The organism is Escherichia sp. WS1265, from assembly GCF_046487585.1.
GTDB classification, from domain to species: domain Bacteria; phylum Pseudomonadota; class Gammaproteobacteria; order Enterobacterales; family Enterobacteriaceae; genus Escherichia; species Escherichia coli.
This window is the reverse complement of sequence record NZ_JBJQJE010000016.1, coordinates 17,319-38,116: the sequence shown is the minus strand read 5'-3', so window position 1 is coordinate 38,116 and position 20,798 is coordinate 17,319. Positions and strand designations below refer to the sequence as shown.

Genomic DNA, 20,798 nt, shown 5'->3' with positions numbered 1-20,798 from the left:
AGGAATGCCATTATGAGCCTGATTATTGATGTTATTTCGCGTAAAACATCCGTCAAACAAACGCTGATTAATCCTGGCGACGTCACGGTTGTTATTTATGAGCCTTCCGTGGTGCAGGTTCATGCTCAGGCCTCTGCCGTTGCGCGTTACGTCCGTGAAGGAAATGACCTGCTGATCTATATGCAGGACGGCACGGTGATCCGTTGCAACGGTTATTTCCTGCAAGCGGCGAATACCGCTGAACAATCGGAACTGGTGTTTGCCGATGGACAACAGCTCACCCACGTCACCTTTGCCGATACTGCTGCGGGTGGATTAGCCCCCGTAGAACTGACTGCCCAGACCACCGCGATTGAAAGCATTGCGCCATTTCTTGATACCGTTGCTCAGACCAGCGCCTTCCCGTGGGGGTGGCTGGCGGGGGCGGCGGTAGGTGGTGGTGCGCTTGGTGCACTGCTGGCAAGCGGTGGCGATGGCGACTCGAAAACGGAAGTGATTAATAACCCTACGCCACCCGCTGAGCCTGGCAACGCCACTCCATCATTTTTAGTTACCGATAATCAGGGCGATCAGCGCGGCATTCTCGCCACCAATGACATCACCGATGATACCACGCCAACCTTTAGCGGCAGCGGGCAGGCGGGGGCGACTATTCAGATTAAAGACAGTAACGGCAATACTATTGCCAGTACTCAGGTAGACAACAACGGTCACTGGAGTGTCTCGTTACCCACGCAAAGTGCAGGTGAACATACCTGGTCAGTGGTGCAAATTGTCGGCAGTACCATCACTGACGCCGGTTCGATAACGTTAACCATCGACAATAGTCAGGCCAGCGTGCAGGTTGCCACCACCGCAGGCGATAACATTATTAACGCCAGCGAACAGGCCACCGGGTTTACGCTTTCTGGTACCAGTAGCCATCTGGCCCAGGGAACAGAACTCACCGTTACGCTAAACGGCAAAACCTACACCACCAGCGTAGGCGCTAACGGTGCCTGGAGCGTGCAGGTGCCGACCGCCGATGCACAGGCGTTAGGCGAAGGGAATCAGGCAGTGCTGGTCAGCGGGAAAGACGCCACAGGCAATACGGTCACCGGCGCGCAGCTTTTAACGGTCGATACCCAACCGCCAACGCTTGCCATCAACACCATCGCTCAGGACAACATCATCAGTGCTGCGGAACATAACGTCGCGCTGGTACTGAGCGGCACGTCGAATGCAGAAGCGGGGCAAACCGTAACACTGACCGTCAACGGGAAAAGCCATACAGCAACCGTCGGTAGCGACGGAACCTGGCAAGTGACGCTGCCTGCCACGGAAGTCCAGGCGCTGGCGGAGGGTAATTACGCTGTCAATGCCAGTGTCAGCGATCGGGCAGGGAACAGCACCAGCCACAGCGCGAATTTCACGGTAGATACCTCAGCACCCGTGGTCAGTGTTAATACCGTAGCGGGCGACGATATTCTTAATAATGCTGAGCAGGCCGTCGCGCAGATCATCTCCGGACAAGTCAGCGGTGCTTCTCCAGGCGATACGGTAACGGTGAAATTGGGCACTCATGTCCTGACGGGCATTGTGCTGGCAGATGGCAGCTGGAATGTGGCGCTGGACCCAGCGGTAACCCGCACGCTGGATCGCGGAGCCAATACGATTTTCGTCACCGTGACAGATACTGCAGGAAATACCGGCGCGGCGTCTCGAGCAATCACGCTGGTCGGTGTTTCTCCGTTAATCACCATTAACACCGTCTCCGGCGATGACATTATCAGTGGCGCAGAAAAAGGTGCGCCACTGACCCTTACCGGTAGCACTCAACAGGCCGAGACAGGACAAACCGTCACGGTAACCCTGGCTGGACAGAGTTTTACCACTACCGTACAGGCCGATGGCTCCTGGAGTCTGACGATACCTGCCGCCGCGATGGGAAATCTGCCTGACGGCGCGGTGGCGATTACCGCTTCTGTGACGGATCTCAGCGGCAATACCGGCAACACCTCCCGCACCATTACCGTCGACAGCCAGGCCCCGGCGTTGAGCATCGATCCACTGACCGCTGATAACATCATTAACGCCGCCGAAAGTGGGCAGGATCTGCAAATCACCGGCACCACCGACGCCCAGCCGGGGCAGACGGTGACCGTTACGTTGAATGGGCAGACCTATCAGGGCGTCGTGCAGTCCGACGGCACCTGGAGCGTGACCGTTCCCGCCGCCAACGTTGACGCACTGGCTGACGGCAACGCCACGGTCACCGCCAGCGTGAACGATATCGCCGGTAACCCGACCAGCGTCTCACGCGTGGCGTTGGTGGATGCCACGCCGCCGGTGGTGACCATTAATCCGGTGGCGACAGATAACGTTATTAACACGCCGGAACATACCCAGGCACAAATCATCAGCGGCACGGTTACTGGTGCACAGGCTGGCGATATCGTCACCGTGACGTTGAATAATGTGAATTACACCACCGTGGTGGATGCTTCTGGCAACTGGAGTCTGGGCGTTCCGGCCTCGGTGGTCAGTGGGCTGGCGGAGGGCAGTTATCCTGTCAGCGTCTCAGTAACCGACAAAGCTGGAAACACGGGCAGTCAGTCACTGACCGTCACGGTCGATACCGCCGCGCCAGTAATTGGTATTAACACCATTGCTGGCGATGATGTGATAAACGCCAGCGAAAAAGGGGCCGATCTCCAGATTACCGGTACCAGCGATCAGCCAGCCAATACCGCCATCACCGTGACGCTGAACGGGCAAAATTACACCACCACGACCGACGCCTCCGGCAACTGGGGCGTCACCGTTCCCGCATCGGCGGTCACCGCACTGGGCCAGGCCAACTACACGGTAACGGCGGCGGTGACGAGTAATATCGGCAACAGCAACACCGCCAGCCATAACGTGCTGGTCGACAGCGCGCTGCCCGGCGTGACCATTAACCCGGTGGCAACCGACGATATTATTAACGCCGCCGAAGCGGGCGTCGCGCAAACCATCAGCGGGCAGGTGACTGGCGCGGAAGATGGCGACACGGTAACTATTACGTTGGGCGGTAATACTTATACGGCGACGGTGGGCAGCAATCTCACCTGGAGCGTGAGCGTTCCGGCGGCAGATATTCAGGCGCTGGGTAATGGCGATTTAACGGTGAGCGCCTCGGTCACCAATCAAAACGGCAACACCGGCAGTGGCGCGCGGGATATCACCATCGACGCCAATCTGCCCGGTCTGCGGGTCGATACGGTGGCGGGCGATGATGTGGTCAATATCATCGAACACGGGCAGGCGCTGGTGGTCAGCGGCAGCAGCTCGGGGCTGGCTGAAGGCACGCCGCTTACAGTTACGATTAATAATGTGGAATACACCACTGCGGTGCAGGCCGATGGTAGCTGGAGCGTGGGCGTCACGGCGGCGCAGGTTAGCGCCTGGCCTGCGGGGACGGTGTCTATTGCTGTATCCGGGGAAAGTAGCGCCGGAAATCCGATAAGCATTACGCATCCGGTAACGGTGGATCTCACGCCAGCGGCGATCACAATCAACACCATCGCCACGGACGACGTGATTAACGCCGCAGAAAAAGGCGCTAATTTAACCCTTTCCGGCACCACCACTAACGTAGAACCCGGTCAAACCGTCACCGTCACCTTTGGCGGGAAAAATTACACCGCCAGCGTGGCGAGCGATGGTAGCTGGAGCGCCACCGTTCCCGCTGCCGATTTAGCGTTATTAACCGATGGCAGCGCCTCCGCGCAGGCCAGCGTCAGCAATATAAACGGCAATAGCGCCTCGGCGGTGCATAACTACAGCGTCGACAGCAGTGCCCCGACCATCATTATCAATACCGTTGCCAGCGACAATATCGTCAACGCCAGCGAAGCCGATGCGGGTGTGACGGTGAGCGGCACCACCACCGCTGAAGCGGGGCAGATTGTTACGATAACGCTCAATAGTCCAACCGTGCAGACCTATCAGGCAACGGTACAGGCCGATGGCAGCTGGAGTATTAATATTCCGGCGGCAGACCTTGCGGCATTGACCGATGGCAGCCACACCCTGACCGCCACGGTCAATGACAAAGCGGGCAACCCGGCGAGCACCACGCATAATCTGGCGGTGGATCTCACCGTTCCGGTACTCACCATCAACACCATTGCGGGCGACGATATTATTAACGCCGCCGAACACGGGCAGGCGCTGGTGATTTCCGGTTCCAGCACCGGTGGAGAGGCGGGAGATGTCGTCAGCGTCACGCTAAACAGTAAAACCTACACCACGACGCTGGATGCCACCGGTAACTGGAGCGTCGGCGTTCCGGCGGCGGATGTCACCGCGCTGGGCAGCGGCCCGCAAATTGTTACCGCCACGGTGACCGATGCGGCAGGCAACAGCGATAGTGAGACGCACACGGTCATCGTCAACCTTACCGCGCCGACCATTGGCATCAACACCATCGCCACCGATGACGTGATTAACGCCACCGAAAAAGGCGCGGATCTGCAAATTTCCGGCACCAGTAATCAGCCAGCGGGCACCACAATTACGGTGACGCTGAACGGGCAAAATTACACCGCCACGACCGATGCTTCCGGCAACTGGAGCACCACAGTGCCAGCTTCCTCTGTCGGTGCGCTGGGCGAAGCCAGCTACACGGTGACGGCGAACGTCACCGATAGCGCAGGCAACAGCAATTCCGCCAGCCATAACGTGCAGGTCAATACCGCGCTGCCTGGTGTCACCCTTAATCCGGTGGCGAGCGACGATATTATTAACGCCGTCGAATCGGGCGTGGCGCAGACCATCAGCGGGCAGGTGACGGGTGCGGCGGCGGGCGATACGGTTACCGTAACGCTTGGCGGGAAAACCTACACTGCTACCGTGCAGGGGAATTTAAGCTGGAGCGTGGACGTTCCGGCGGCGGATATTCAGGCCATCGGCAATGGCGACCTGACAGTTAATGCCTCGGTGACCAACAGCGTTGGTAATACTGGCAGCGGTTCGCGAGATATTACTATCGACGCCAATTTGCCTGGTCTGCGCGTCGACACCGTGGCGGGCGATGATGTGGTTAACAGCATCGAGCACGGTCAGGCACTGGTGATAACCGGTAGCAGCAGCGGGCTGGCGGCGGGCGCGGCGCTGACGGTGGTGATTAACACGGTCACTTACGCTGCGACAGTATTAGCCGATGGCACATGGAGCGTTGGTGTTCCGGCGGCAGATGTGGGCAACTGGCCTGCGGGGACGGTGAATATCACGGTTTCAGGTGCCACTAGCGCCGGAAACCCGGTCACTATCACTCATCCGGTCACCGTCGATCTGGCGGCGGTGGCGATTTCCATTAACACCGTTTCCGGCGATGATGTGATTAACGCCGCCGAAAAAGGGGCAGATTTAACCCTTTCCGGCAGCACCTCCGGCGTGGAGCCGGGGCAAACGGTCACCGTTACCTTTGGCGGGAAAACCTACACCGCTACCGTAGCGGGCGATGGTAGCTGGACAACCACCGTGCCTGCCGCCGATCTCAGCGCGTTACGCGACGGCGACGCCTCGGTGCAGGCCAGCGTCAGTAACGTTAACGGCAATACGGCTTCGGCAACCCACGCCTACAGCGTCGATGCCACGGCCCCGATGCTTACCATTAACACTATCGCCACCGACGATATTCTGAACGCCGCCGAGGCGGGCAATCCGCTAACCATCAGCGGCAGCAGTAGCGCCGAAGCGGGGCAGACGGTAACCGTCACGCTTAATGGTGTGACTTACACTGGCACTGTCCAGGCGGACGGCAGCTGGAGCGTCAGCGTGCCGACGGCAGATCTCAGCAATCTGACCGCCAGTCAGTACACCGTCAGCGCCTCGGTAAGCGATAAAGCAGGCAACCCGGCGTCCACCACTCACGGGCTGGCGGTGGATCTCACCGTGCCGGTGCTGACCATCAACACCGTCTCCGGCGATGACATCATTAACGCCGCCGAACACGGACAGGCGCTGGTGATCTCCGGTTCCAGCACTGGCGGCGAAGCGGGCGATGTCATCACCGTCACGCTAAACAGTAAAACCTATACCACCACGCTGGACGCTTCCGGCAACTGGAGCGTCGGCGTTCCGCTGGCAGATGTCACCGCGCTTGGCAGCGGTCCGCATACCATCACTGCGGCAATTACCGACGCGGCAGGCAACAGCGATGACGCCAGCCGCACGGTCACTGTGAATCTGACCGCGCCAACCATTGGTATCAACACTATCGCCACGGATGACGTAATTAACGCCACGGAAAAAGGCGCGGATCTGCAAATTACCGGCACCAGTAATCAGCCCGCAGGCACCACAATAACGGTGACGCTGAACGGGCAAAATTACACCGCCATAACAGATGCTTCCGGCAACTGGAGCGCCACGGTGCCAGCGTCAGCGGTCAGTGCATTGGGTGAGGCCAACTACACGGTAACCGCGAACGTCACCGACAGCGCAGGCAACAGCAATTCCGCCAGCCATAACGTGCTGGTCAACAGCGCGCTGTCTGGCGTCACCATTAATCCGGTGGCGAGTGACGATATTATCAACGCTGCGGAATCGGGCGTGGCGCAGACCATCAGCGGCCAGGTGACGGGTGCGGCGGCGGGCGATACGGTTACCGTTACGCTGGGCGGCAACACCTACACCGCCACGGTGCAGGCCAACTTAAGCTGGAGTGTTAGCGTGCCAGCGGCGGATATTCAGGCGCTGGGTAACGGCGACCTGACAGTTAACGCCTCGGTCACCAATAGCGTTGGCAATACCGGCAGCGGTTCGCGCGATATCACGATCGACGCCAATCTGCCTGGCTTACGGGTCGATACCGTGGCGGGCGATGATGTTATTAACAGCATTGAGCACAATCAGGCGCTGGTGATCACCGGGAGCAGCACCGGACTGACGGCAGGAACCGCGTTAACGGTTGTGATCAACAACGTCACTTACGCCGCGACGGTGTTAGCCGACGGCACGTGGAGCCTCGGTATTCCGGTGGCAGACGTCAGCAACTGGCCTGCGGGTACGGTGGATATTACGGTAAGCGGCATCAACAGCGCCGGAACAACCTCCACCATTACCCATCCGGTCACTGTCGATCTGACGGCGGTCGCCATCACCATTAACACCCTGTCCGGCGATGATGTGATCAATGCCGTCGAAAAAGGCGAAACGCTGGTCGTAAGCGGCAGCACCAGCGGTGTGGAAGCTGGGCAAACGGTGACTGTCACCTTTGGTGGCAAAAATTACACCACCACTGTGGAATCTAACGGTAGCTGGACGGTGAATGTGCCGCCTGCCGATCTCGCTTCGCTGCCGGACGGCGCGGGCAACGTGCAGGCGAGCGTCAGCAACATTAACGGTAACAGCGCCCAGGCCGATCGCTCGTACAGCGTCGATGCCACCGCGCCGCTTGTGACCATCAACACCATCGCCAGCGACGATATTCTCAACGTGAGTGAAGCGGGTGCGGGGATCACCATCAGCGGCACCACCACGGCGCAGGCCGGGCAGACGCTGACCGTCACGCTCAATAACAACACGTACCAGACCACCGTCCAGGCGGATGGCACCTGGAGCGTGAATGTTCCGGCAACGGATTTAAGCGGATTAACCGCCAGCAGTTATACCGTGACTGCGACGGTGAGCGACAAAGCGGGCAACCCGGCAAGCGCCGATCATGCGCTGGCGGTGGACGTTACCGCGCCGGATCTCACCATTAACACCGTCGCGGGCGATGACATCATCAACGCTATCGAACACGGGCAGGCGCTGGTGGTGAGCGGCACCAGCACGGGCGCGGCGGCAGGCGATGTGGTGACCGTCTCGCTCAACGGCAAAAACTACACCACCACGCTGGATGCCTCTGGTAACTGGAGCGTCGGTATCCCGGCGGCAGATGTGACGGCGCTGGCAACCGGAAGCAAGACGATTACCGCCAGCCTGAGCGATCGCGCGGGCAACAGCGACAGCACGACTCACGATGTGACCGTTGATCTCAGCGGCCCGACGCTGACCATCAGTACCGTCTCCGGCGATGACATTATTAATAATGCGGAGAAAACCCAGGATCTGACCATCAGCGGCGGCTCCAGCGGTCTGGCGGCAGGCACCACTGTCACCGTGATGTTGAACGGCCTGGCGTACAGCGCCACCACCGACGGTTCCGGCAACTGGAGCGTTACCGTGCCTGCTTCGGCAGTCGGCGCACTGGGCGAGGCAGTGTATCAGATTAGCGCCAGCGCCACCGACAGCACGGGCAACAGCGGCAGTACCACCCATACGGTGAATGTCGAATCGCTCCTGCCTGGGGTGATTATTAATACCGTGGCGGGCGATGACATTATCAACGCCGCTGAAATCGTTGTGGCGCAGACCATCAGCGGTCAGGTCACGGGAACGGCGGCTGCGGGGAACACGGTGACGGTCACTATTGGCGGCAATCAATACACCGCCACCGTGCAGTCAGATTTAAGCTGGAGCGTCAGCGTACCTGCGAACGTTTTGCAGGCGCTGGGCAACGGTGAACTGACCATCAGCGCCTCGGTGACTAATGGCGTGGGTAATACTGGCACCACAACACACGACATCGTGATAGACGCCAACCTGCCAGGTCTGCGCGTCGATACCGTAGCAGGCGATGATGTGGTCAATATTATCGAGCACGGTCAGGCGTTGGTAGTCACCGGTAGCAGTACCGGACTGGCGGTGGGGGCGGCGTTGACGGTAGTGATCAACGGCGTCACCTATGGCGCAACGGTACTCGTCGATGGCACCTGGAGCGTCGGTGTTCCGGCGGCAGATGTCACAAACTGGCCTGCGGGGACGGTCAATATTGCCGTCTCTGGCACTAACACTGCCGGAACCACAACCAGCATTACTCATCCGGTCACGGTCGATCTCGCTACCGTGGCGATTACCATCAACACACTTTCCACTGACGATGTAATTAATGCCGCCGAAAAAGGCAGCGATTTGCAGCTTTCCGGCACCACCTCCGGCGTGGAAGCGGGGCAAACCATCACCGTTATCTTCGGCGGCAAAAGCTACACCACCACGGTTGCCACGGGTGGCACCTGGGGGCTAACGATTCCAGCCGCCGATCTCGCAACCTTGCCGGACGGCGCAGCAAACGTCCAGGCCAGCGTCAGCAGCGTCGCAGGCAACATCGCCCAGGCAACGCATGTTTATAGCGTCGATGCCACCGCGCCATCCGTTACCATCAACACCATCGCCAGCGACGATATTCTTAACGCCGCCGAAGCCGGATCGGCGCTGACCATCAGCGGCACCAGCACGGCGGAAGCCGGGCAGACGGTGACCGTGACGCTAAACGGCGTTAATTACAGCGGGAACGTGCAGGCAGACGGAAGCTGGAGCGTTAGCGTACCAACTGGCGATTTAGCCAACCTTACCGCCAGCCCCTATACGGTGAGCGCGGCGGTCAGCGACAAAGCCGGAAATCCGGCTTCGGCGACGCATAACCTGACGGTGGATCTCGTTGCGCCGGTCGTTACCATCAACACGGTAGCGGGCGATGACATCATTAACTCCACGGAACACGGACAGGCGCAGATTATCAGCGGCTCAGCAACGGGCGCGACGACGGGTAACACGGTTTCCGTGACGATTGGCACGACTACCTATACCACCGTGCTGGACGCCAACGGCAACTGGAGCATCGGCGTGCCTGCCAGCGTGATTTCCGCACTGGCGCAGGGCGATGTAACCATTACCGCCACGGTCACCGACTCCGCCGGCAACAGCGGCACAGCCTCGCACGTTGTCAGCGTGGCGCTCGGCTCGCCGGTGCTCGCTATAAACACCATCGCCGTCGATGACATTATTAATGCCACGGAGAAAGGCACAGATCTGGCTATTTCCGGCACCAGCGACCAGCCTGCAGGCACGCAGATTACCGTTACGCTCAACGGGCAAAATTACACCACCACTGCCGATGCTTCCGGGAACTGGAGCGTGACCGTTCCGGCGTCACGGGTGAGCGCCCTCGGTGAAGCCACTTATACGGTGACTGCCGCCGCCACTGACGCCGATGGCAACAGCGGTTCCGCCAGCCATAACGTACAGGTTAATACCGCGCTGCCTGGCGTCACCATTAACGTGGTGGCAACGGACGATATTATTAACGCTGCCGAAGCAGGGACAGATCAAACTATCAGCGGGCAGGTGACGGGGGCTACGGCAGGCGATACGGTGACCGTCACGCTCGGCGGGGCGACTTACACTGCCACGGTGCAGGCGAATTTAAGCTGGAGCGTCGATGTTCCGGCCTCCGCGCTACAGGCGTTGGGCAACGGTGAGCTGACCATTTCGGCTTCGGTAACGAACAGCGTAGGCAATACCGGTAACGGCACGCGTGAAATCACCATCGACGCGAATCTGCCCGGTCTGCGGATTGACACCGTGGCGGGCGATGACGTGGTCAATATTATCGAGCACGGACAGGCGCTGGTGATTACCGGCAGCAGCTCCGATCTGGCAGCGGGCAGCAACGTCACGCTGACCATTAACGGGCAAACCTATGTTGCGGCGGTACTGGCGGATGGCTCATGGAGCGTCGGCGTTCCGGCGGCAGATGTCAGCGCCTGGCCTGCGGGGACGGTCACAATTACGGCGAGCGGCAACACCACCGCCGGAAATCCGGTCAGCGTTACGCATCCGGTGACTGTCGATCTCACTGCGGTGGCGGTCAGCATCAACGCCATTACTGCCGATGACGTGATTAACGCTGCCGAAAAAGGCGCGGCGTTAACGCTCTCTGGCAGCACTTCTGGTGTGGAGGCCGGGCAAACGGTCACCGTCACCTTTGGCGGCAAAACTTACAGCGCCACGGTGGCTGCGAATGGTTCCTGGAGCACCTCGGTTCCGGCGGCAGATATGGCGGCCCTGCGTGATGGCGATGCCAGCGCACAGGCCAGAGTCAGCAATGTTAACGGCAACAGCGCCACCACTACTCACGCTTACAGCGTCGATGCCAGCGCGCCAACGGTGGCCATTAACACTATTGCAGGCGACGATATTCTTAACGCCGCCGAAGCGGGTGCTGCGCTGACTATCACTGGCAGCAGCACGGCGGAAGCGGGGCAGACGGTGACCGTCACCCTCAATGGCGAAAACTATACTGGCACGGTTCAAACGGACGGTAGCTGGAGCGTCAGCGTACCGCCAGCCGACTTAAGCGCCCTGACCGCCAGCAACTACACCGTTAGTGCGGCGGTGAGCGACAAAGCCGGAAACCCGGCCTCGGTTAATCACAACCTGACGGTGGATACTTCCGTTCCGGTCGTCACCATCAACACGGTGGCAGGCGATGATGTGATCAACGCGACGGAACACGCCCAGGCGCAGATTATCAGCGGTTCCGCCACGGGTGCTACAACCGGTAGCACCGTGACGGTGACTATCGGCACAAATACCTTCACCACGGTACTGGATGCCAGCGGTAACTGGAGCGTCGGCGTCCCGGCAAGCGTCGTCTCGGCGCTGGCGAACGGCACGGTGACCATTAACGCCAGCGTCACCGATGCCGCCGGAAACAGCGGCAGCGCCACGCATCAGGTGATGGTCAATACTGGCCTGCCGTCAATTACCTTTAACGCCATCAGCGGCGATAACGTCCTGAACGCCGATGAAAAAGGCCAGCCGTTGACCATTAGCGGTAGCAGTACGGGGTTGGCGACCGGCGCAGAGGTTACCGTCACACTCAACGGTCATAACTACAGCGCTACCACCGACGCGGCGGGCAACTGGACGTTAACCGTGCCGGTGAGCGATCTGGCGGCTCTAGGCCAGGCCAACTATATCGTCAGCGCCAGCGCCACCAGTGCGGCAGGCAACACCGCCAGTAGCCAGGCGAATTTACTGGTCGACAGCGGCCTGCCGGGTGTCACCATTAACACCGTCGCGGGCGACGATATTATCAACGCCGCCGAAGCGGGTGCGGGCCAGACCATCAGTGGGCAGGTGACGGGCGCGGCGGCAGGCGATACGGTCACCGTGACGCTGGGCGGCAACACTTACACCACCACGGTACAGGGCAACTTAAGCTGGAGTATCAGCGTTCCGGCAGCCGATCTCCAGGCGTTGGGCAATGGCGATTTGACCATTAACGCTTCGGTTACCAACGCGAATGGCAATACGGGCAGCGGTACGCGGGATATCACCATCGATGCCAACCTGCCAGGGCTGCGCGTGGATACGGTGGCGGGCGATGATATTGTCAACAGCATTGAACACGGGCAGGCGCTGGTAATCACCGGCGGCAGTAGCGGCCTGAATGCAGGCGCAGCGCTGACGGTCACCATCAACGGTGTGGCCTATGCCGCCACGGTACAGGCAGACGGGAGCTGGAGTGTCGGCATTCCAGCGGCAAACGTTAGCGCCTGGCCTGCGGGGGCGTTAACCGTTGACGTGACAGGCCAGAGCAGCGCCGGAAATCCGGTCAGCGTCAGCCATCCGTTCACCGTCGATTTAACGGCGGTGGCAATCAGCATCAACACCGTTGCCAGCGATGACGTAATTAACGCCGCCGAGAAAGGTGCCGACCTGACCCTTTCTGGCAGCACCAGCGGAATTGAAAGCGGGCAAACCGTTACCGTCACTTTTGGCGGTAAAACCTACACTGCAAGCGTCGCCGCCAACGGGAGCTGGAGTGTGAACGTTCCAGCGGCAGATCTGGCAACCCTGCCAGACGGCGCGGCGAACGTGCAGGCTAGTGTCAGCAGCGCGAGCGGTAACAGTGCCTCGGCGACCCATGCGTATAGCGTTGACGCCAGCGCACCGACGCTCACCATTAACACCATCGCCAGCGACGATATTCTTAACGCCACGGAGGCGGGAAACCCGCTCACCATCAGCGGCACCAGCACCGCCGAAACCGGGCAGACGGTCACCGTGACCCTTAACGGCGCAACCTACAGCGGTAATGTGCAGGCGGACGGTAGCTGGAGCGTCAGCGTTCCCACTTCAGCCCTGGGCGTGCTAAGTGCAAGCAATTATACCGTCAGCGCTACGGTCAACGACAAAGCGGGCAACCCCGGCAGCGCCAGCCATAATCTGGCGGTAGACACCACCGCGCCGGTTCTTACCATTAACACCGTGGCAGGCGATGACATCATCAACGACGCTGAACACGCTCAGGCGCTGGTGATTTCCGGCACCAGCACGGGCGGGGAAGCGGGCGATGTGGTGAGCGTTGTGCTCAACGGCAAAACCTACACCACCACCCTGGATGCCTCCGGCAACTGGAGCGTTGGCGTTCCAGCGGCGGATGTTGCGGCACTCGGTAGCGGTGCGCAGACCATCACAGCCAGCGTCAGCGATCGGGCGGGTAATAGCGACGACGCCAGCCGCACCGTGACCGTCAGCCTCAGCGCGCCAGTGATTAGCATCAACACCATCGCGGGCGATGATGTGATCAACGCGACGGAAAAAGGATCTGATCTGGCGCTTTCCGGCACCAGCGATCAGCCTGCGGGTACGGCGATCACCGTTACGCTGAACGGACAAAACTACAGCGCCACTACCGACGCCTCCGGCAACTGGAGCGTAACCGTGCCCGCCTCGGCGGTCAGTGCGCTGGGCGAAGCCACCTACAGCGTGACGGCGAGCGTCACCAATGCTCAGGGTAACAGCAGCACCGCCAGCCATAACGTGCAGGTCAATACCGCGCTACCGGGCGTTACCATTAATCCGGTGGCGACGGACGATATTATTAACGCCGCAGAAGCAGGCAGCGCGCAAACTATCAGCGGCCAGGTAACCGGTGCGGCGGCGGGCAGCACCGTCACCGTTGAACTGGGCGGTAAAACTTACACCGCCACCGTCCAGGCTGATTTAAGCTGGAGTGTGAGCGTACCTGCCGCCGACTGGCAGGCGCTGGGTAACGGTGAGTTAACCGTTGACGCCTCGGTAACCAACGCCGTTGGCAACACCGGCAGCGGCACGCGCGATATCACCATCGATGCCAGTCTGCCCGGCCTGCGGGTGGATACCGTCGCGGGTGATGATGTGGTCAATATTATCGAACACGCTCAGGCGCAGGTGATCACCGGCACCAGCTCCGGCTTTGCGGCAGGCACGGCGCTGACCGTGGTGATAAATAACCAAACTTACGCCGCCACGGTACTGGCGAACGGCAGCTGGAGCGTCGGCGTTCCGGCGGCGGATGTCAGCAACTGGCCTGCGGGAACGCTGAACATTACCGTTAGCGGCGCGAACAGTGCCGGAACGCAAACCAGCATTACCCATCCGCTGACAGTTGATCTCACCACCGTCGCCGTCAGCATAAACAGCATCACCAGCGATGATGTGATTAACGCCGCCGAAAAAGGCGCGGCGCTAACGCTCTCCGGCAGCACGTCCGGCGTCGAAGCGGGGCAAACCGTTACCATTACTTTTGGCGGTAAAACCTACACCACCACGGTGGCGGCAAACGGTAGCTGGAGCACCACCGTTCCGGCGGCGGATATGGCGGCCCTGCGTGACGGCGATGCCAGCGCCCAGGTGCGGGTGACTAACGTCAACGGCAACAGCGCCACGGCAACGCATGAATACAGCGTCGATAGCGCCGCGCCAACGGTGACCATCAACACCATTGCCAGTGATAACATCATCAACGCCAGCGAAGCGGCGGCGGGCGTAACGGTGTCCGGCACCAGCACGGCGGAGACGGGGCAGACGCTGACCGTCACGCTTAACGGCACTAACTACCAGACCACGGTGCAGGCAGACGGCAGCTGGAGTTTAACGCTGCCCGCCAGCGACTTAACCGCACTTGCCAATAACGGCTACACCCTGACCGCCACGGTCAGCGATCAGGCGGGTAACCCTGGCAGCGCCAGCAAAGGTGTGACCGTTGATACCACTGCGCCGGTGATCAGTTTCAACACCGTGGCGGGCGATGATGTGATTAACAACGTCGAACACACTCAGGCGCAGATTATCAGCGGCACCGCCTCGGGTGCGGTCGCGGGCGACCGCCTGGTGGTGACCATCGCCGGGCAGCAGTATGTCACCAGCACCGATGCCAGCGGCAACTGGAGCGTTGGCGTGCCTGCCAGCGTGATTTCCGGCCTTGCGGACGGCACGGTGACCATCAGCGCCACCATTACCGATAGCGCAGGCAACAGCAGCACGCAGACGCACAACGTGCAGGTAAACACGGCGGCAGTGTCGCTCTCGGTCAGCACCATCAGCGGCGATAATATTATTAACGCCGCCGAAGCGGGCAGTGCGCTGACCCTGATCGGCACAGGAACGAACTTTGCCGCAGGTACAGTAGTGACCGTATTGCTTAACGGCAAAGGCTACAGCGCTACCATTCAGAACAACGGGAGCTGGAGTGTGAACGTGCCTGCGGCGGACGTTGCAGCACTGGCGGATGGCACCAGCTACACGGTTAGCGCCTCCGCGCAGGACAGCGCCGGAAACAGCGCCACGGCCTCGCGCAGCGTGGCGGTGGATCTCACCGCGCCGGTTATCAGCATCAACACCGTTTCGACGGACGACCGACTCAACGCCGCCGAACAACAGCAGCCGTTAACCCTTAACGGCTCGACCAGCGCGGAAGTAGGGCAGACGGTCACCGTCACCTTTGGCGACAAAACCTATACCGCCACGGTTGCCGCCAATGGCACCTGGGCGCTTAACGTGCCTGCGGCGGATCTTGCCGCGCTCGGGCAGGGCGCGCAGACTATTACCGCCAGCGTGAACGATCGCGCGGGCAATCCCGGTCAAACCACGCACGCCCTGACCGTCGATACCGTTGCGCCCACGGTGACCATCGCCACGGTGGCGGGTGACGATATTATCAACAACGCCGAGCAGCTTGCCGGGCAGACCATCAGTGGCACCACCACCGCTGAAGTGGGCCAGACGGTGACCGTCACCTTTAACGGTCAGAGCTGGACTGCAACGGTCGGCAGCGGCGGAAGCTGGTCGATGTTTATTCCGGCGCAGCAGTTTGCCGGATTAAGCGACGGCAGCTACACCATTAGCGCGACGGTTAGCGATCAGGCCGGAAACCCCGGCAGCGCCAGCCGTGGCGTGACGCTGAACGGCGACGTCCCCTCCGTCACCATCAACACCTTTGCGGGCGATGATGTGGTGAATGCAGCGGAGCACGGCTCGTCGCTGGTGATCAGCGGCACCACCACCGCACCCATCGGGCAGACGCTGACCCTGACTTTAAACGGCAAAACCTACACCACTACGGTGCAAACGGGCGGTAGCTGGAGCTACACCCTCGGCAGCGCCGATGTCACCGCGCTGGCGGACGGCAATGCCTATGTGATTAACGCCTCGGTGAGCAACGCCATTGGCAATACCGGTAGCAGCAATCACACCATTACTGTCGATCTCAGCGCCCCGGCGATGGGCATTAATATCGATTCCCTGCAAGCCGACACTGGGCTTAGCGCCAGCGACTTTATCACCAGCGTCAGTCCGGTGGTGGTCAACGGCTCGCTCACCGCCGCGCTTGCCAGTAACGAGACGGCGCAAATCAGTATCGACGGCGGCGTAACCTGGACCACGCTCACCGTTACCGGCACGACCTGGCGCTATAACGACAGCCGCACGCTGACCGATGGCAACTATCTCTATCAGGTGCGGGTGATTGACGCAGCGGGCAACGTCGGTGCCACCGACAGCCAGAATGTGGTGATCGACACCACCGCGCCAGACCCAGCGGTGAAAACCATCGCCATTAGCGCGATCACCACCGATACTGGCTTGATCACTAACGATTTTGTCACCAGCGACACGACGCTTGCGGTGAGCGGCACGCTGGGCGCGGCGCTTTCTGCTGGTGAGTTCGCGCAAATCAGCATCGACGGCGGCACCACCTGGCAGAATCTTTCGGTAAGCGGCTTAACCTGGACATATCTTGACGGGCGCACGCTGAGCGACGGCAACTACAACTATCAGGTGCGGGTGATCGACACCGCCGGAAATATCGGCGCGACCGCCAGCCAGATAGTCACTGTGGACACCACCGCGCCGCTGGCGAGCAAAACCATCGCCATTGCGGGCATTAGCGATGACACCGGGTTAAGCAGCAGCGATTTTGTTACTCGCGACACCACGCTGACCGTGCGCGGCACGCTCGGCGCGGCGCTGGCGGCAGACGAACGGGCGCAAATCAGCCTCGACGGCGGTGTCACCTGGACCACGTTAACCGTTATCGGCACCAGTTGGAGCTATGCCGATGGTCGCACACTGACCGACGGCACCTGGAACTACACGGTGCGGGTGGTGGATCTGGCGGGGAACGTTGGGCAGACCGCAACGCAAAATGTGGTGGTCGACACCACCAGCCCGGAAGCGGCGAAAAGTATCACCATTACCGGTATCAGCGATGACACCGGAGCCAGCAGCAGCGATTTTATTACCAGCGACACCTCGCTTACCGTGCGCGGCGTATTGGGGGCGGCGCTCGGCGCTAACGAGTTCGCGCAAATCAGTACCGACAACGGCGCAACCTGGGTGAACGTGACCGTCGCCGCAGACGGCCTTAACTGGAGTTACGTTGACGGGCGTACGCTCACCAACGGCACCACCACCTGGCAGGTGCGGGTAGTCGATCTTGCGGGCAACGTTGGCGCAACCGGCAGCCAGTCGGCGCAGATTGACACCGTGAACCCGGCGCAGGTGCTCACCATCGCCAGCATCAGCACCGACACGGGTAGCTCGGCAACTGACTTTATCACCAGCGATACCTCGCTCACGCTGACTGGTTCGCTGGGGGCGGGGCTTGCCAGCGGCGAAGTGGCGCAGATTAGCCTCGACGGCGGCGCGACCTGGATCACGCTCACCACCAACGGCACGCAGTGGACCTACACCGACGGCCGCACGCTGACCGACGGCAGCTACGTTTATCAGGTGCGGGTGCTGGATCTGGCGGGAAATACCGGTCCGGTGGTGTCGAAAACGGTGGTGGTCGATACGATTAACCCCACCGCGACGCCGACCATTGTGTCGTACACTGATGACGTCGGGCAGCGGCAGGGGACATTAAGCAGTTCGCAGGCCACCGACGACACTACGCCATTGCTGAACGGCGTGCTCTCCGCGCCGCTTGCCAGCGGTGAAGTGGTTTACCTCTACCGCAACGGCCTGCTGTTAGGCGCGGTGACGATGGTCGGCGCGCTGAACTGGACCTACAGCGACAGCGGGCTGGTCAGCGGTGCCTACACCTACAGCGCGCGAGTGGTGGATTTGGCGGGGAATATCACCTCCTCCAGTGATTTTGTCCTGACGGTCGATACCTCTATTCCGACCACGCTGGCGCAAATTACCAGCCAGACCACGCGCGATACCACGCCGATTATCAGCGGGGTGATCACCGCCGCGCTTGCCAGCGGGCAGTATGTTGAAGTGGTGATCAACGGCAAAACCTACACCTCTGAACCGGGCGGTGCGGTGGTGGTCGATCCGGCGCACAACACCTGGTATGTACAGTTGCCGGATACCGACGCGCTGGCGGCTTCTGCGACCGCCTATAACGTCACCGCGCAGGTAAAAAGCTCGGCGGGCAACGGCAATAACGCCAATATTAGCAATGGCACGGTGACGGTTAACGCGGCGATTGATTACACACCGACCTGGACCACCGCCAGCAAAACCACCGCCTGGGGGCTGACCTACGGCCTCGACTCGCACGGGATGTGGACGGTGCTGGCAAACCAGCAGGTAATGCAATCGACTGACCCACTCACCTGGTCGAAGACCGCGCTGACGCTGTATCAGAGCGGCAACAACTATGCCACCAGCTCCATCGCCGATTACGACCGTAACGGTACGGGCGATCTGTTTATCACCCGTGATGACTACGGTACAGGCTATATCAACGGCTTTACCAATAACGGCGATGGCACCTTTTCCAGCGCTATTCAGGTCACCGTCGGCACCCTGACGTGGTACGGCTCGATTGTGGCATTTGATAAAGAGGGCGACGGCTATCTCGACTTCTGGATTGGTGACGCGGGCGGGCCGGACTCCAACACCTTCCTGTGGAACAACGCAGGTACGCTGGTAGGTAACTCCACCACGTCGAACAGCGGCGGTAGCGCCACGGTGGGCGGGGCGGTGACGGGGTATCTTTCGCTCAACGAAGGTTCTGGCGTCGATCTGAACAATGACGGCAGGATCGACCTGGTTCAGCACACCTATAACCTGAACAACTATTACACGCTATCTTCGCTCATCAACCAGGGGAATGGGACGTTTGTCTGGGGGCAGAACACCATTAACACCTTCCTCAGCACGGCAGCACGGCGGGCAGCGGTGGTAACTCGACGTCTGTCTCCATGACCTGGGCCGATTTCGATGGCGACGGCGATATGGACCTCTTCCTGCCTGCCAGCCAGGGAAGAGCTAACTACGGCTCGCAGTTATTCAACACCAACGGCGTGCTGGGCAGTCCGGTGGCGGTGGGCGCAACGGCAACCACCTACGCCAGCCAGTTTAGCGTGGCGGTGGACTGGAACCACGACGGCCTGATGGATATCGCCCGTATCGCCCAGACCGGACAATCGTATCTTTACACCAACGTTGGTGGTGCCAGCAACTGGACACAATCAGCCCTCGGCGGCAGCCAGAGCGGTACCACCAGCGGCGTGGCGGCAATGGACTACGACTGGGACGGCGCGGTGGATGTGCTGGTGACCAAACAGTCGGGCAGCGTGTTCCTGATCCGCAACACCAACACGGTGAGCTACGGCACTTCGCTACACCTGCGCATCACCGATCCCAACGGCATTAACGTCTATTACGGCAATACCGTGAAGCTGTACAACTCGGCGGGGGTGCTGGTCGCCACGCAAATCATTAACCCGCAGTCGGGGATGGGGGTTAACGACACCTCGGCGCTGGTCAACTTCTACGGGCTGAATGCCGGAGAAACCTACAACGCGGTGCTGATCAAATCCACCGGCACCACCGCCAGCAATATCGACCAGACGGTCAACACCAGCTGGGGCGGTTTACAGGCCACCGATGCCACTCACGCTTACGATCTCAGCGCCGAAGCGGGTACCGCGAGCAACAACGGCAAGTTCGTCGGCACCGGTTATAACGACACCTTCTTTGCCACCGCAGGCACCGACACTTACGACGGCTCCGGCGGCTGGGTGTACAGCTCCGGCACCGGAACCTGGCTTGCGAACGGCGGCATGGATGTGGTTGATTTCCGCCTCTCGACGGTGGGCGTGACCGCGAACTTAAGCAGCACCGCCGCGCAGGCCACCGGCTTTAACACCTCGACATTTACCAATATCGAAGGGATATCCGGCTCGAATTTTAACGACACTCTGACCGGCAGCAGCGGCGATAACCAACTGGAAGGGCGCGGCGGTAACGACACGCTCAACATCGGCAACGGCGGCCACGACACCTTGCTCTATAAACTGCTCAACGCCAGCGACGCGACCGGCGGCAACGGCTCAGACGTGGTGAATGGCTTTACGGTAGGGACATGGGAAGGCACCGCCGACACCGATCGCATTGATATCCGCGAGTTGTTACAGGGCAGCGGCTACACCGGCAACGGTAAAGCCAGCTACGTCAACGGCGTGGCAACGCTGGATGCGCAGGCCGGAAACATCGGTGATTTTGTCAAAGTCACCCAGAGCGGCAGCGACACCATCGTACAGATCGACCGCGACGGCACGGGCGGCACTTTTGCGACAACTAACGTGGTCACGCTGACGGGCGTGCACACCGACCTCGCCACTTTGCTGGCGAATCATCAGTTGATGGTGGTGTAG

Annotated in this window: 1 pseudogene; it reads left to right on the top strand. The window is 60.5% G+C overall.

The features are described 5' to 3' along the window. Nucleotides 1-12 precede the first annotated feature (12 nt). Nucleotides 13-20,798: pseudogene (gene siiEA / locus ACJHX3_RS16300) on the top strand (BapA-related adhesin SiiEA).